Origin of the sequence: Caulobacter sp. (assembly GCF_049283275.1) — a bacterium.
Classification (GTDB): Bacteria; Pseudomonadota; Alphaproteobacteria; order Caulobacterales; family Caulobacteraceae; genus Caulobacter.
In genome coordinates this window covers 1-14396 of the sequence record NZ_JBAPVS010000311.1, presented here as the reverse complement: position 1 = coordinate 14396, position 14396 = coordinate 1, and the positions used below count along the sequence as shown (strand labels likewise).

The 14396-nt window shown below is 66.7% G+C and carries 10 protein-coding genes and 1 pseudogene; 3 read left to right on the top strand and 8 right to left on the bottom strand.

Annotated features, from left to right (window positions below):
• Positions 1-23 precede the first annotated feature (23 nt).
• The 7 genes and pseudogenes from WAL33_RS17680 to WAL33_RS17650 all read right to left on the bottom strand — a co-directional run bounded on the left by WAL33_RS17680 (position 24) and on the right by WAL33_RS17650 (position 11523).
• Entirely contained in the window at positions 24-3311 is a 3288-nt protein-coding gene (locus WAL33_RS17680) for a TonB-dependent receptor (RefSeq protein WP_422182833.1), read from the bottom strand.
• 79 nt (positions 3312-3390) lie between these two features.
• Entirely contained in the window at positions 3391-4377 is a 987-nt protein-coding gene (locus WAL33_RS17675) for a FecR family protein (RefSeq protein ID WP_422182832.1), read from the bottom strand.
• A 1-nt stretch (position 4378) separates the two neighbouring features.
• Entirely contained in the window at positions 4379-4948 is a 570-nt protein-coding gene (locus tag WAL33_RS17670; protein ID WP_422182831.1) for an RNA polymerase sigma factor, read from the bottom strand.
• 176 nt (positions 4949-5124) lie between these two features.
• Positions 5125-5510 (bottom strand): annotated as a pseudogene (locus tag WAL33_RS17665) (integrase); the annotation flags it as partial.
• A gap of 296 nt (positions 5511-5806) precedes the next feature.
• On the bottom strand, positions 5807-8968 hold the full coding sequence (locus tag WAL33_RS17660) for an efflux RND transporter permease subunit (RefSeq protein ID WP_422182830.1): 3162 nt from the start codon (positions 8966-8968) through the stop codon (positions 5807-5809).
• A gap of 12 nt (positions 8969-8980) precedes the next feature.
• Complete coding sequence (locus tag WAL33_RS17655) at positions 8981-10243, bottom strand: efflux RND transporter periplasmic adaptor subunit (RefSeq protein ID WP_422182829.1); 1263 nt, start codon at positions 10241-10243, stop codon at positions 8981-8983.
• Positions 10240-11523 (bottom strand): TolC family protein, encoded by a 1284-nt coding sequence (locus tag WAL33_RS17650; RefSeq protein WP_422182828.1) that lies wholly within the window; start codon positions 11521-11523, stop codon positions 10240-10242. Before WAL33_RS17650 ends, WAL33_RS17655 begins: the two co-directional genes overlap by 4 nt.
• 204 nt (positions 11524-11727) lie before the next feature.
• Between WAL33_RS17650 and WAL33_RS17645 the strand changes: the two genes are divergently transcribed.
• Complete coding sequence (locus tag WAL33_RS17645; RefSeq protein WP_422182827.1) at positions 11728-12078, top strand: hypothetical protein; 351 nt, start codon at positions 11728-11730, stop codon at positions 12076-12078.
• A gap of 352 nt (positions 12079-12430) precedes the next feature.
• Here WAL33_RS17645 and WAL33_RS17640 read toward each other — a convergent pair whose 3' ends face one another.
• Positions 12431-12784 carry a winged helix-turn-helix transcriptional regulator gene (locus WAL33_RS17640; RefSeq protein ID WP_422182826.1) on the bottom strand — a complete coding sequence of 118 codons (354 nt, stop codon included), beginning with the start codon at positions 12782-12784 and terminating at the stop codon, positions 12431-12433.
• Between the two features lie 104 nt (positions 12785-12888).
• On the opposite strand from WAL33_RS17640, the gene WAL33_RS17635 reads away from it, so the two are divergent.
• Both WAL33_RS17635 and WAL33_RS17630 read left to right on the top strand, forming a co-directional pair.
• Complete coding sequence (locus WAL33_RS17635; RefSeq protein WP_422182825.1) at positions 12889-13215, top strand: nuclear transport factor 2 family protein; 327 nt, start codon at positions 12889-12891, stop codon at positions 13213-13215.
• Positions 13215-13997 (top strand): SDR family oxidoreductase, encoded by a 783-nt coding sequence (locus WAL33_RS17630; protein WP_422182824.1) that lies wholly within the window; start codon positions 13215-13217, stop codon positions 13995-13997. Before WAL33_RS17635 ends, WAL33_RS17630 begins: the two co-directional genes overlap by 1 nt.
• Positions 13998-14396 lie beyond the last annotated feature (399 nt).

Here is a 14396-nt window from a genome sequence, read left to right as displayed (position 1 = left end):
CGAGGCGCGACCGCCCTGAGGCGTCAGAACTTCACCGACGCGCCGACATAGAAGCGCATGCCCAGCGCGTCATAGGTCGTCGGATAGGTGTTGGCCCGCGGGTTGGCGACGATGGGCGGATCGCTGTTGAGCAGGTTGTCGACGCCGCCCGTCACCCGCATGTCGTCATTGACGTCATAGGCCGCCGACAGGTCGAGATAGCCGCGCGCCTTGAGGACCGGATTGGTCAGGTCGGCCAGGTCCGGCGTGGCCAGGCCCGAGCGCTTGGGCAACACGTAGGTGTCGACCGTGACCTTGCCGATGTAGCGGGCGCGCAGGCTGATCGCTAAGGGCCCGCTGGTCCAGGTGACGCGCGAGACGCCCTTCAGACGCGGAACCGGTTCGCCGCAGGTCGTGCCATACGCCCCGGCGCAGTCGTTCCAGACATTGGGAAAGGCCTCGACCGGGGTGGACACCAGTTCCTTGGTCCAGGTCCAGTTGGTGCTGAGGTCAAAGCGGCTGGCGCCGCCGAAACCCCAGGGGGTGTCGACGCGGTAGCGGGCCGCCACGTCCACGCCCGAGGTCTTCAGCGCCCCGGTATTGGCCGAGCGGATCTGGACATAGTAGGGATTGCTGATCTCGCCGGTCAGCGGATTGCGGGCGATCGCCCGGCAGAACTCGCTGCTCTTGTCCTGCAGCACGTTGTAGCAAAGGCTCAGGGTGTTGTTCAGGCCGCCGCCCAGCGGCGCGATGGCGCCCTTCAGGTCGATGTTGAAATAGTCGACGCTGACCGCCAGGTTGGGGATGACGCGCGGCGTGACCACGACGCCGAAGGTCTTGGTGTCGGACTCCTCGACCCCGACCGCGTCATTGCCGCCATAGATGGCGGTGATGGTCTCGTTGGGCTGGACGCCGGCGCCGAAAACCAGGTTTTCGGGCACGCCCATGGCGATGCACAGCGCCCGCACGGCGGCGGTGCGCCCCGCGGCCGGCTGGCGGTTCGAGCAGGGATCGACCGCCGCGCTGCTGCTCTGCGACAGGCCAGAATAGAGCTCGCCGACATTGGGCGCGCGGACCGCCCGCTGGTATTGGCCGCGCAGGGCGACGTCGGGGTTCACCCGCCATTCCAGGCCGCCCAGATAGGTCCAGACGCCGCCAATGCCCTTCAGGTCGTAGTCGGAATAGCGAAAGGCGGCGTTGGCCGTCAGGGTCTGGATCAGCGGCAGGTCCGCCAGCAACGGCGCCCTCACCTCCCCGAACACTTCCTTGGCGGCGATCGAACCGCTGGACGGCAGGCCCGGATTGAAGCCGACCACGTCGCCGGACACCAGGTTGGCGTCGGGCGACACCGAGGCCTCGGACTTGCGCCATTCCGCGCCCAGCGAGAAGCCCACCGGTCCGGCCGGCAGGCTGAACGCGTCGCCCGAGATGTTGGCCGCGGCGATCTGTTGCGAGGTCTGCACCTTGTTGGTGGTCGAGGCGATGATGATCGACTGGACCCCGGCCGCGGAGAGATTTTGGCCGAAGATGTTGAGCACCGGCGCCGCGCCATTGACCGAAAGGAGTCCGGTCTGGAACCGGCTGCGGGAGATGTTGCCCTCCTGGGTGTCAACCTCCTTGGTCTTGGCGTAGCTGTAATAGAGGTCGTAGGACAGGTCGGTCAGGAACGACCGCGAACCGTCGCTCAGTTCGCCCTTGAGGCCGACAACGCCGCGGAACACATCGCGCGTGGTCATGTTGCGGCGGACGCCCACTTCCAGCAGCCGGCGGGCGACGCTGAGCGCCGCCAGGCCGTCGTTGGGCCGGTTGACCATCGAGGTCGGCCCCGTGACCACCGTCGTGGAGCCGGTCTCGCGGATGTCGAGTTGGCGCAGCACCTCGCGCATCTGCGGCGTCAGGTCGGGATTGTTGATGTTGAACAGGAACGGACCGCTGATGCTGGCTGGCGCCAGCTGCTGGTCGACCTTGTTTTGGCTGTAGTGCAGTTCGCCGTAGAGCGTGGCCCTATCGGTCAGGTCGAAGTGGCCGAACGAATTGAACATCACCCGCTTCTGCGGCACGATCAGGTAGTTGTCGGGCTGCAGGTTGTAGTCGTCCTGAGGGGTCACCGCCGCACGGACGGTGGTTCCGGCGTCATTGAAGGTGAAGCCGCGCGAGCCCAGGCCGCCGAGACCCGCCGCCGCCAGGGCCGCGTTCAATCCGGCGTTCGAGGCCGAGGACCCCGGCAGGGGAACACCGGTGAAGCGGCCGTTGGGGATGTCGCCGCTGCCGCTGGCGATCAGGCCGGGAAGGCCGCCCGAGGTGCGGCAGTTCGAGCCTGTCGGAACCGTCAACGGCGCGCCCGCGCCGTCCTTGCGCCAGCTGGCGGCGGTGACGCAGCCATTGACCAGCCATTGCGGGGCGAAGTCGCCGCGCTCGGCCCGGGTCATCGCGCCCCGATCCAGATAGTTCAGCGAGGCGATCACCTGCCCGCGCCCGTCGGCGAACCTGCGCCCGCCGGAGAGGTCGATATTGTAGGTCGGCGTCCGCGTGGGGCTGTCGAAACTGGCCTGGGCGTTCAGCTCAAGGCCGTCGATGTCGTCGCGCGTGATGAAGTTCACCACGCCGGTGATGGCGTCGGAGCCGTAGACCGCCGACGACCCGCCGGTGACGATCTCCGTGCGCTTGATCAGCGAGGCCGGGATCGTGTTGATGTCGGTCACCAGTTCGGGACCGTTGACCGTGAAACGCCGGCCATTGACCAGCACCAGGTTTCGCGATGCGCCGAAGCCGCGCAGGTTCAGGTCGGCCGAACCTCCGGGCACGACATTGCCATAGGCGCCGCCGTTGGTGGACGGCACGAACTGCGGCGAATCATTGAGCAGTTCCTCGACATTGGTCGTGCCCGACAGGCGAACGTCCTCGGCCGTCAGCACGCTGACCGGGGTCGAGGCGTCGAAACCCGCGCGGGCGATGCGCGAACCGGTCACGACAATGGTCTCGACCATGTCCGGCTGGGCGGCGGCGTCAAGGGCGGCCGCCTGTTCGGCGACCGCGACATAGGTCTTGGCGTCGATGGTTCGCAGAGTCAGGCCTGTGCCCGCCAGCAGACGCTGGAGGCCCGCCTGGACGCTCAAGACCCCGGTCACCGCATTGGTGCGGCGCGCCTCGGCGTCGCGCGCCGAGATGATCAGTTGGATGTCGGCCTGGCGGGCGAAGGTCGCGACGCCCGAGGCGGCGGGCTGCTGCGGTACGTTGAAACGCACGTCCTGCGCCAGGGCGGGCGTCGCCATCGATATCACGCACGCGACGATGGCGGCCGGCGCGACGCCGGCCATGAAACTCGTTTTCACCAGAAGATCCCCTGTTGGTCGATGCGCCCGTCCAGGCGCATGACCCAAGGATGCCCGGCCTCTGAATTTCCTTAGGGCGTCACGAATTCTTCTTACTGGGCGCCCCGCCCAGCCGCGTCAGCGCGATCTGATCTCGCGCCGGATGCTGGATCGAGGCGTGCAGGCTCACTTGCACCGCCTGGACGAAACCGTCCGGGTCGTCGACGCGGAACACCCCGAACAGACGCTCCTGAGCCAGCGCCGGGTCGGTCACCTGAAGCTGCACGCGGTTGTAGCGGTTGAATTCGGAGACAGCGGTGGCCAGGGTCTCGCCGTCCAGCTCGATGTGACCCTCACGCCAAGCCAGCTTGCGGCTCACCGCGCCAGCATCGTCTTGAACCTTTTCCGCGGTGGGCAGATCGAGCGCCTTGGGCACGAACAGGCTCTGGCCTGCCTTTAGACTGACCTTGCGGCCGGGCGCGTCGAGGTTCCAGACGTCCACCGTCCCCTCGGTGACCAGCACGTCGACACCGGCGGCTTCGCGCCGCACGGCGAAGGCCGTGCCGGTCGCCTGGACCGCGACCCGCCCGGCCTCGACCAGAAAGGGCCGCGTCTTGTCATGGGCGACCCGGAACCAGGCCTCGCCATCTCGCAGGCGGATCCGGCGTTGGGCCTTGGTCATGGCGACGCTGAGCGCGCTTTCGGTGTTGATGCGGATGGCCGAGCCGTCGTCCAGCGGCATGGTGCGCTGTTCGCCCCTGGCGGTGCGATAGGTCTCGGGTCGCAATCCCAAGCCGAGCGCAGCCACCAGGCCGGCCGCCATCCCTCCAGCCAGCCAGCGCCGGCGGTCAAGCCGACGCACGGGCCTGGCGGCGGGCCCGGACTCGGCGCGCAAGGGTTGGTTCTTGGCGGCCTCGTCCATCGCCGCCCACATCGCCTGGGCCTTGAGGAAGGCCCCCTGCCGGCGCGTGTCGCCGTGCAGCCAGGCCTCGAGCCGGCGCTGGGCACGCGGGTCGTCCTTCCGGTCGAGCGCCATGACCCACTGGAAGGCCTCCGCTTCGATCTCCTGCGCGCTTTGCCGTTTCACCCTAGTCTCTTGCCTGTCTACGCCACTGAATCTCCGGCGCGTCCTCGCCGTGCCGGTCGCGCAGGGCCTGCGTAATCAACCGCATGCCCTTGGCGCCTTCGTTCTCGACAATGCTCTCACTGACGTTGATCTTGCGCGCGATCTCCCGCTGGGACAAACCCTCGATCTTTCGCATCTCCAGGATGCGCCGACACCGTTCCGGCAAGGACAGCATCGCCTCGCGGACATGGGACAGGTAACGCCTGTAGCTGGTCTCTTCCTCCGGTGAGGGATATTCGTCGGCATAGGCCAGCAGGTCCATGGCGGTGACGAAATCGATGCGCACGATTTGCCTTCGGCGGATTTGGGCGTTGAGGACGTTTCGGACCGTTCGGAACAGGTAGCCTTCGGGACTGTCGATGTGCTCGACAGATCGCAGGGTGCACAGGCGGCAATAGGCCTCCTGCAACAGGTCATCAATGTCGGTCTCCGGCACCCGCGCGCGCGCCAACGACTGCCTGACCTTGGTCTCATAAGGCAGAATATGCTGGCTGACCCAGAAGACCACCTTTGGGTCGGCTCGCAAGGTCACGCGAGCGCTTCCCACAGGGCGGCGCGGAGGAGATTGGCGGCAAGTTCAGGAAACTTCGACATCGGCTCACGCGTACGAACACAAAAGGGGGCGTGTGCGTTTTCAGCGCGATAGCCGCGCTTGATGTCAGATTTATACGGCGCGCGCTCGCTTCGGGCTTGGGCTCCCCCTTCTATTCGCAATCGGGCCGATGAAGGCAGCAGCGCGCCAATAGCCGCCCTTGAGACAGCTCCAGGAACACGACCTTCGCCGAGCTCGATCATAGACACCCACTGATCGACTAGTCGGGCGTACTGCCGGGTGCTGACGTGCCGGCCCGAGCGACTGCGGCTGGATGATCGTGGCGCGCGCTCTGATTAACCCGCCCGGCGCAACGTCGCTGACACGCAACTTCACCAAGTCGCAGCCTCTGAGCTTGGCGTCGATCACGCACCCGCCCGTTGGCTTTCAGCTGTTGGCGAATTCCCCAGATGTGCTTGGGCTTGAATGGCGGCTTAGGGCCGATGATGCGAGCGGTGTTCCAGGGACGCTTGGGCGGGAGGAAGAGATCAAATTGAGCCATGTTCGCCTCCTGCGAATTGGCTATTCCCTCACTTCATCACACCACGTTTCAGCGACGTTCATTGACGTGCTGCGGGACGGCGCTTGTGCTGCTCCAGGGTCCCAGACATTGGCTCGCCGGCGCCAATGGCGACCTTCGACCCGAAACAGACGATCGTTATCGCTGTCGGCGCCGGCGACCGACCTTTGCCAGGGTCGGTGCATCCCCTCATATTCTCGGCGGGCGACAATGCTTAGCGGCGCCGTCCTGCAACCGTGGCGGAGCGTGTTGCGATAGCCGTCTTGTGGTGTCGGCCATCATTCGATCTGCTCCCGCGGCGCGGCGCCGTTCCTCTTGCCCAATTGTGGGCCGTTTGCCAGTCGGTACAGGGCGGGCAGGATCAGCAGGGTCAGCAACGTCGAGGAAATGATCCCGCCGATCACCACGGTGGCCAACGGCCGCTGCACTTCGGCCCCCGCCCCGACGTTGAAGGCCATTGGCACGAAGCCCAGGCTGGCCACCAAGGCGGTCATCAGCACCGGCCGCAGCCGGGTCAGAGCGCCCTCGGAGATCGCCTCGTCCATGGCCCGACCCTCGGCGAGCAGGCTGCGGATGAAGCTGACCATGACCACGCCGTTGAGCACCGCCACGCCCGACAAGGCGATGAAACCGATGCCCGCCGAGATCGACAGCGGCAACCCTCGCAGCAGCAGGGCCGCCACGCCGCCGGTCAGGGCCAGAGGCACGCCGGAGAAGACGATGGCTGCGTCCTTCACGGAGCGGAACAAGGCGAACAACAGGCCAAAGATCAGCAGCAGGGCGGCAGGCACGACCAGCTGAAGCCGCTTGGCGGCCGAGATCAGCTGCTCGAACGTGCCGCCATAGCTGACCCAGTAGCCGGTCGGGATTTCCACCTCGGCGCCGACCTTCTGCTGGACCTCGGTGATGAAGGAGCCAAGGTCGCGACCGCGAACATTGGCGGTGACCACCACGCGGCGCTTGCCGTCCTCGCGGCTGATCTGGTTGGGACCGATGACCGTCTCGACCTTGGCGACGTCCTGGAGCGGCACGAAGCCGCGCGCGCCGTCGGCGGTGGCCGGCAGCGGGACACGAAGTCGCCCGACCCCATCGACATTGCCGCGTATCGCCTCGGGCAGACGGACCACGACGTCGAAGCGTCGATCGCCCTCGAACACCTGGCCGACGACCGCGCCGCCGATCGAGGTCGATACGACCTCCTGGAGGTCCTGCACGTTCAGACCCAGGCGCGCCAGGGCGGCGCGATCGGGGGTGATCTGCAAGACCGGCAGGCCGGTGACCTGCTCGACCCCGACGTCCTGGGCGCCTTCGATGCCCTCGACCACGGTCCCGACGCTTTTGCCGATCTCGAGAAGCTTGTCGAGATCGTCGCCGAACACCTTGACGGCGACGTCGGCGCGCACCCCCGACAGCAGCTCGTTGAACCGCATCTGGATTGGCTGGGTGAACTCGTAATTGTTGCCGGGGATGGTGGCGACGGCGGCCTGGAGTTCGGCCACGAGTTGGGCGCGAGGTTTGCGGGGATCAGGCCAGTCCTTGCGGTCCTTGAGCATGATGAAGGTGTCGGCGACGCTGGGCGGCATGGGATCGGTGGCGACTTCGGCGGTGCCGATCTTGGCCACCACGCGCTCGACCTCCGGCATCTGCTTGATCCGCGCCTCCAGGGCCGTTTGCATGCGCACCGCCTGGGTAAGGCTGGTGCCGGGGATGCGCAGGGCGTGCATCGCAATGTCGCCTTCATCGAGATTGGGCACGAACTCCGAGCCCATCCGGCTGGCGGCGAAGCCCGCGATCACCACCAGGGCGACCGCCCCGGCCACGAAGGCGACGCGCAGGCGTAGCGCCATCGCGAGGGCGGGTTCGTAGAGGCGCCGGGCGCCGCGCATGAACGGGCTTTCCTTCTCCTCGACCTTGCCAGTGACGAAGGTCGCTACGGCGGCGGGCACAAAGGTCAGGGACAGCACCAGGGCGGCGGTCAAAGCGATGACCACGGTGATGGCCATCGGGTGGAACATTTTCCCCTCGACGCCGGTCAGGGCGAAGATCGGCACATAGACCAAGGTGATGATCAGCACGCCAAACAGCGACGGCTTGATCACTTCGCCGGCCGCCGTGGCGGTCAGGGCGAAGCGCTCGTCCTTGCTGAGCAGACGTCCCAGGCGATGCTGAGCCTCGCCAAACCGGCGCAGACAATTCTCGACGATGATCACCGCGCCGTCGACGATCAAGCCAAAGTCCAGCGCGCCCAGGCTCATCAGATTACCCGACACCCGGCTCTGCACCATGCCGGTGATGGTCAGCAGCATGGAGAACGGGATGATGGCCGCCGTGATCAGCGCCGCCCGGATATTGCCGAGCAACAGGAAGAGCACGACGATCACCAGCAGCGCGCCTTCGACCAGGTTCTTCTCGACCGTGGCGATGGCGCGATCGACCAACTCCGTGCGGTCATAGACCGCCTCGGCGACGACGCCCGGCGGCAGGGCCTTCGCCGCTTGCTCCAGTCGGTCCGCCGCCGCTCGGGCGACGGTGCGGCTGTTCTCGCCGACCAGCATGAAGACGGTGCCGAGCACGATCTCCTGGCCGTTCTCGGTGGCCGCGCCGGTGCGCAGTTCTTCGCCCGGCCCGACATCGGCGACGTCGCCGATGCGGATCGGCGCGCCGCCGCGATTGGTGATGATGGTGCCGCGCAGGTCTTCGACGCCGCTCGCCTGACCCGGAACGCGGATCAGATATTGCTCGCCATAGCGCTCGATATAGCCCGCCCCGACATTGCTGTTGTTCTTGGCCAGGGCGTCGGTGACGTCGGCCATGGTCAGGCCATAGGCCGACAAGCGCTCGGGCAAGGGCGTGACGTGGTACTGCCGCTCGAAGCCGCCGATGGTGTTGACCTCGGTGACGCCGGGCGTGTTGCGCAGCTGCGGCCGGATCACCCAGTCCTGCAAGGTGCGCAGGTCCTCAGGGCTGTAGGCCTTGCCGTCGGGACGACGTGCGCCCGGCTTGGCCTCGACCGTGTACATGAAGATTTCGCCCAGGCCCGTGGAGATGGGGCCAAGCTCCGGCGTCAGGCTGGAAGGCAGCTGAGCGCGGGCGGCTTGAAGCCGCTCATTGACCAGTTGCCGCGCGAAATAGATGTCGGTTCCGTCCTTGAAGACGACGGTGACCTGGCTGAGGCCGTAGCGCGAGACCGAGCGGGTGTATTCCAGCCCCGGCAGGCCGGCGATGGCCGTCTCGACCGGGAAGGTGATGCGTTGCTCGGCCTCCAGCGGCGAGAAGCCGGGAGCTTCGGTGTTGATCTGCACCTGGACGTTGGTGATGTCGGGCGTAGCGTCGATCGGTAGGCGCTGGAAGCTCCAGACGCCGACAACCGCCGAGGCGAGGACGAGCGCCAGGACGATCCACCGAAAGCGGATCGACAGCGCGATGATGCGGTCAAGCATGGCTGTGCGCTCCTAGTGGTCGTGGCTCGCGCCGGACTTTTCGATGTCCGCGCGGATCAGGAAAGCGCCGTCGGCGACATATTCGGTTCCGGGCTCAAGCCCGCCCAGGACCTCGGTCCATTCGGGCGTCTGGCGTCCCAGCTCCAGCATCCGCACCTCGTAGGTGTCACCCACCTTGGCGAAGACCACCGTGAAGTCGCGGAAGCGTTGGAGCGCCTTGGTGCGAACCGCCAGCGGAACGCGGCTGGAGGCGACCTGGAATGAGCCTTCGACTCCCATGCCGGGCCTGAACGCGGCTGAACCCTCGGGCAAATGCACGTGGGCCATCAGGGTCTGACTGGCCAGATCGGCGGTCGGCAGGACGGCCTCGACCCGCGCCATCAGCTTGGTGTCGCCCGACAGGCTTCGGACCTCGACCGGTTGACCGACGCGCACCTTTTCGGCGTCGCGCGGATAGACGAAGAACTCGGCGTGAAGCTTGGTGGGGTCGGCGATGATGAAGATCGCCCGCTCGCCGGCCACGTCGCCGACATTGAGGTTCTTCTCGACGATGATCCCGCTGATGGGCGCGAAGATCGAATAGGTCTGAAGGCTCTCGCTGGACTCCACGCGCGCCAGCAACTGACCCTTGCGGACCTGGGTTCCCAGTTCGCCACGAAGCGCCATGACCCGTCCGGGATACCAGGCGCGAACCTCGCCCTTGCCCTCGGGCGTGATCTCCACGCGACCGGCCATGTCGACCAGCTGGGCGACATCGGCGCCGCCGGCGATCTCTGTCTTCACGCCGCCGGCCTTGGCGGCCTGCGCACCGATCGTCGTGCGCCCCTCATAGGACGGGTAGGTCCATTGATGGTTCTGGCCGCCTTGGCTGGCGCGCACCTTCACGTCGAAGGAGTGGGGCTCATGCACCACGCCCGCGCCGCGCAGATAGTCCTCCTGCGGCGCGAAGCTGAACCGATCGACCTTGCCGCCCAGGCGGGTCAGTTCGACCGACAGCTGAACCTGGCGCGGATCGACAGGCTTGTCCTTGCGATAGGCATAGACGTGGAACTCAGGTTCGACGCCATCCTCGAAGATGATCATCTCGATGGCTAGGTCGCCGTCGCGCAACATGCGGCCGCGATGCGGGCCACGCTCGTAGTCGCCGGCCTTGGCGGCGTGTCCTTCGGTCTCGGCGGCGGGCTTGGCGCCCTGGCCGCAGGCCGTGAGGATGAGGCTGGAGGCCATCAAAAGGGCAAGGCGCACGGACGCGCGCCGGGTGTAATCGCGGTTCATCGGACAGTCTCCGAAGCGGAAATGAGGGCGGCATGGCGGCCAGTCAGGCGCGCCAGCAGGGCGCGGTCGGTATGGAAGGCCTTGAGGGCGTCGAGTCGCCGGCTCCTGGCGTCGATCAGGACCTTCTGGGCCTCGATGACGTCGAGATAGCTGAAGCCGCCCCGATTGAAGCCGTCGCGAACCAGGGCGACGGTGCGTTCGGTGGCGGGCAGAACTTCGGCCTCGATACCACGAGCCTCACTGGCTCGTGCAGCGAGGTCGGCCTGAAGCCTGGCGATCTGCCGCTCGCGCAGGACCTTGCCGCTGAGCAGGTCGGCGTCGGCCGCCATGCGTTCGGCCTGGGCGCGCTCGATGCCGCCCCGATTGGTGTCGTAGCGGGCCAGGGGGATCGAGCCGCCCACCACGACGGCCATGTCGCGCCCTTCGTTGAGGTAACGCAGACCCGCGCGCCAGGTTGGATCCTGAACAGCCTTGGTCTCCTCCAGCCGCACCCGAGCCGTCGCGGCTTGCCGTTCGGCGTCGAGCAGGGCCAGGTCCACGGGCGAGGCCTCGCCCGCTATGTCCTGGGCGGAGGAGGTGTCCTCCAGCGCGGCGGGGTCGATCTCGAAATCGACGCCGCCGTTCCAGTAGCCAGCTAGGGTCCGGCGCGCGGTGTCGGCCGTCATCTGGGCTTGCGACAGGACGATCCTGGCCTCTGCGACTTGGGCGTCGGCGCGGGCGCCGGCGAACAGCGGATCGCGCGCCACCTTCACCCGGCGATCGACTTCGGCTTGAGCGCGCTCGGCGATCTCCAGACGGGTTCGGGCCAGACGAACCTGAGCTTCCGCCCATAGGGCCTCGACCCAGGCCAGTTCGACTTCCTTGAAGAGGTCCAGCACCTTGGTCTCGTGGCGCAGGCGGACCAGGTCGATCTCGGTTCGCGCCAGGGCGGTTCGAGCTTCGCGCTTGCCGCCGCGTTCAAGGCTCTGCTGGTAGTAAACGGTCGCCTGAGTGCGATCGACGAGGGAATAGGGACCGGTTCCGGCCAGGTCTTCCAGCTCGACGCCGACGACGGGATTGGCGCGAACGCCGGCTTGTCGGGCGCCCGCGCCGGCGGCCTTCAGGCGAGCCTCGACAGCGGGACGAGTAGGGTCGGCCTGGGCGGCTCGGGCGAGCGCCTGGTTTAGGAACAGGGATTGGGCTTCCGCCGCCAAGGGCAAGAAGGCCAGCGGCAGCGCGACGGCGAACGCCGACGCGAGCAGCCATGATCGCGCGAGGCGACCGTGGATAGGACGGGACATGGATTTCTCTCGAACGGAGGCAAGCGCGGCGCAGGGCCGCGTCGGTCAGGCGACGGGTTCGAGGAGGGCTTTCGGAGGACGCTTCTGTGGGGACGGCTCGGCGCTGGGGAGCGAGGTGTCACCGCCAGGCCAAGGTGCGGCGGAGGCGACCCAAGGGCTCGCCATCGCCATGTCTGTCATGAGCCCCAAGAACGAAGGGCCATCGTGGTGGTGGTGCGCGCCTTGCGGGGGGGACGGATCACGATCGTCATCAACCGCGAGCAACGCCGTATCGTCCGCGTCGTCATCGTGGTGATCCTGGACCACCTGCTGGTCATGATCATGATCCACCAGATCGACCGCAAGAGGGCCAGCGAAGGCGTTGGCCGCGTGGGTCTGACCGCTGGCGTGCAGGGCTCTGTCCACCATGGCCACTGGCGCCTGAACCACGAGCATGGCGATCAGCATCACGGCCAGAGCCGTCACGCCTTTCCCAAGCTGGTTGTTCATGTGCTGAAGCAAGTGTCCCTCGAAGCAGTCGTGACCGGCGACATAGTCGTCGCAAGCTCGGCTTAGATCAATGCGTCACCTTATACCGCAGCATGGCGTTCAGAGTCTGCCAGGCCAGGATCAAGCCCGCCGCGGTGATCAGCGCGCCGGAGGCATAGGGCCAGACCATCCACAGGGCCAGACCAATGATGATCGCCGGGCGAGAAGATCGACAAGGGAAGTCATCGGCGCCTCAAAGATACTTGGCATTGCGTCAGTTCGTAGACCACATTGGGTCCCCCTCACCGGTCCGTCGGCGCGTCCTGTTTCCGCCAGGCCTGCGCCAGCACCGACATTGGCGCCCCTCCAGAAACGCGACGTTCGCCGATTGAGCGTGGCGAACGATCGCATCGCTACCACCGTTGGAGGCGACGACCATCTACTGAGGTTCAGGGATCAACCTTGAACGCTGCTCGGCGGGCGCGTGCTCGGCCCAGACCAGCAGGGCGTCCAGGGCGGGGCACAGGGACTGCCCCCAGGCCGTAAGGTGGTACTCCACCTTCGGCGGCACCTGCGGGTGGACGATCCGGGTCACCACGCCATCGGTCTCGAGTTGCCGCAACTGCTGGATCAGCATCTTCTGGGACACGCCAGGGATGGCGCGCTCCAGGTCCGAGAACCGCCGCACCTGGCCGCCGAACAGCTGAAACAGGATCACCAGCTTCCACCGGCCTTCCAACACCCGGATAACATTCTGGATGCTCAGGGACGCCAGGTCCGCCGTGTAGGACACGCGCTTACTTTCTGGTGCGTACCTTACTTTTTCGTCCGTTCTTGTCATTTCGGGAGGGTGCTCACAGATTCCGGCGGACAGCAACCTTGTGCCGGAGAACATCGGTGTCCACCAACCTCCCCCGCCCGATCGCCGACTATGTTGAAGCGAATGCCCGCCTGGATGTGGACGGCATGCTTGCCGCCTTCGCTCCCGACGCCGTCGTGAGGGACGAGGCGCGCGAGCATCGTGGCCACGCCGAGATCGGGCCCTGGATCCAGTCGGCGACCATCGCCGCTCGCGCGGTCTTCACGCCCGAAGCCTGGCGCGATGACGATGGCGCGGTCATTGTCGATGGGACCACTGTCGGCGACTTCCCGGGAAGCCCCCTGCCGTTCGCCTTCCGCTTCCGGCTGACGGGCGCGGCCATTTCCGCCCTGGAAATCGTCTGATGTCCGGCGATCAGCGCGACTTCGAAGGCGTCCGCGCCGTGGTCACCGCCGGAACCAAGGGCGCCGGCCGGGCGACGGTCGAGCGCCTGCTGCGCGGCGGCGCCAGCGTCGTCACCGCCGCGCGTAGCGCGGCCAACGGGCCCGTCGGCGCCCATGTCTTGGAAATCGACCTGATCCGGCCGGAGGGCGCCGAACAGCTGGCGCAGGCCGCGATGAAGCACCTTGGCGGCGTCGATGTGCTCGTTCACGTTCTGGGCGGTTCATCGTCGCCTGGCGGCGGCTTCGCGGCGCTCGGCGACGCGCACTGGGCCGCGGAGCTCGACCTCAACCTGATGCAAGCCGTACGCTTGGACCGGGCTCTGCTGCCGCAAATGCTGGAGCGCGGCCGCGGCGCGGTCGTCCACGTCTCGTCCATCCAGCGAAAGCTGCCGCTGCCGGAGTCCACGACGGCCTACGCCGCCGCCAAGGCCGCCCTCACCACCTACAGCAAGTCCCTGTCCAAGGAGATCGGCCCCAAGGGCGTGCGCGTAAACGTCGTGTCGCCGGGATGGATTCATACCGAGGCGGCCGACGATCTGATGCGCCGGATCGCCGCGAGCACGGGTGGAACCCTCGAAGAGGCCAAGCAGAGCATCCTGGATGGGCTCGGCGGCATACCGCTTGGCCGGCCGGCCAAGCCCGAAGAGGTGGCCGAGTTGATCGCGTTTCTGGTGTCGGACCGCGCTTCGGCCATCCACGGCGCCGAGTATGTCATCGACGGCGGCACGGTACCCACGGTCTAGCCCCATGGGCCCTAGGTTGGCTCTTCGGCCCGGGAGGCGGACGCACCCCAACCGCCATTGCCGTAGATGTCGTTCCTCAACGCTCTGACCTTTTGGTTCAGGTCGTTGAGGGCTTCGGGCGACCGCCCGAGGCTGCGAGCAAAGCCGCGCCCCCGACAACCGGCCGGCGTCCCTGGCTGTCTCCTGCCCCACCCATGAAGCGCGACGGGCACGATAATATATATCGCGATAACTTTTTTCTGGACAGCCGCGGAAGTCCGACCTATGAGTCTCATATCGCGATAATCTTTATCGTAATATCAATATTCAAACCTTCGGGAGAGCCCCATGATCCGCCAAGTTCGCAACATCCTCATCGCCGCGGCCGCCGTGACCGGCCTGGCCAGCGCCGCTCACGCC

Coding starts and splice junctions, on each gene's coding strand:
- WAL33_RS17660 (WP_422182830.1), bottom strand. CDS start 8,968: ATGCTTGACCGCATCATCGCGCTGTCGATCCGCTTTCGGTGGATCGTC.
- WAL33_RS17650 (WP_422182828.1), bottom strand. CDS start 11,523: ATGTCCCGTCCTATCCACGGTCGCCTCGCGCGATCATGGCTGCTCGCG.
- WAL33_RS17630 (WP_422182824.1), top strand. CDS start 13,215: ATGTCCGGCGATCAGCGCGACTTCGAAGGCGTCCGCGCCGTGGTCACC.
- WAL33_RS17655 (WP_422182829.1), bottom strand. CDS start 10,243: ATGAACCGCGATTACACCCGGCGCGCGTCCGTGCGCCTTGCCCTTTTG.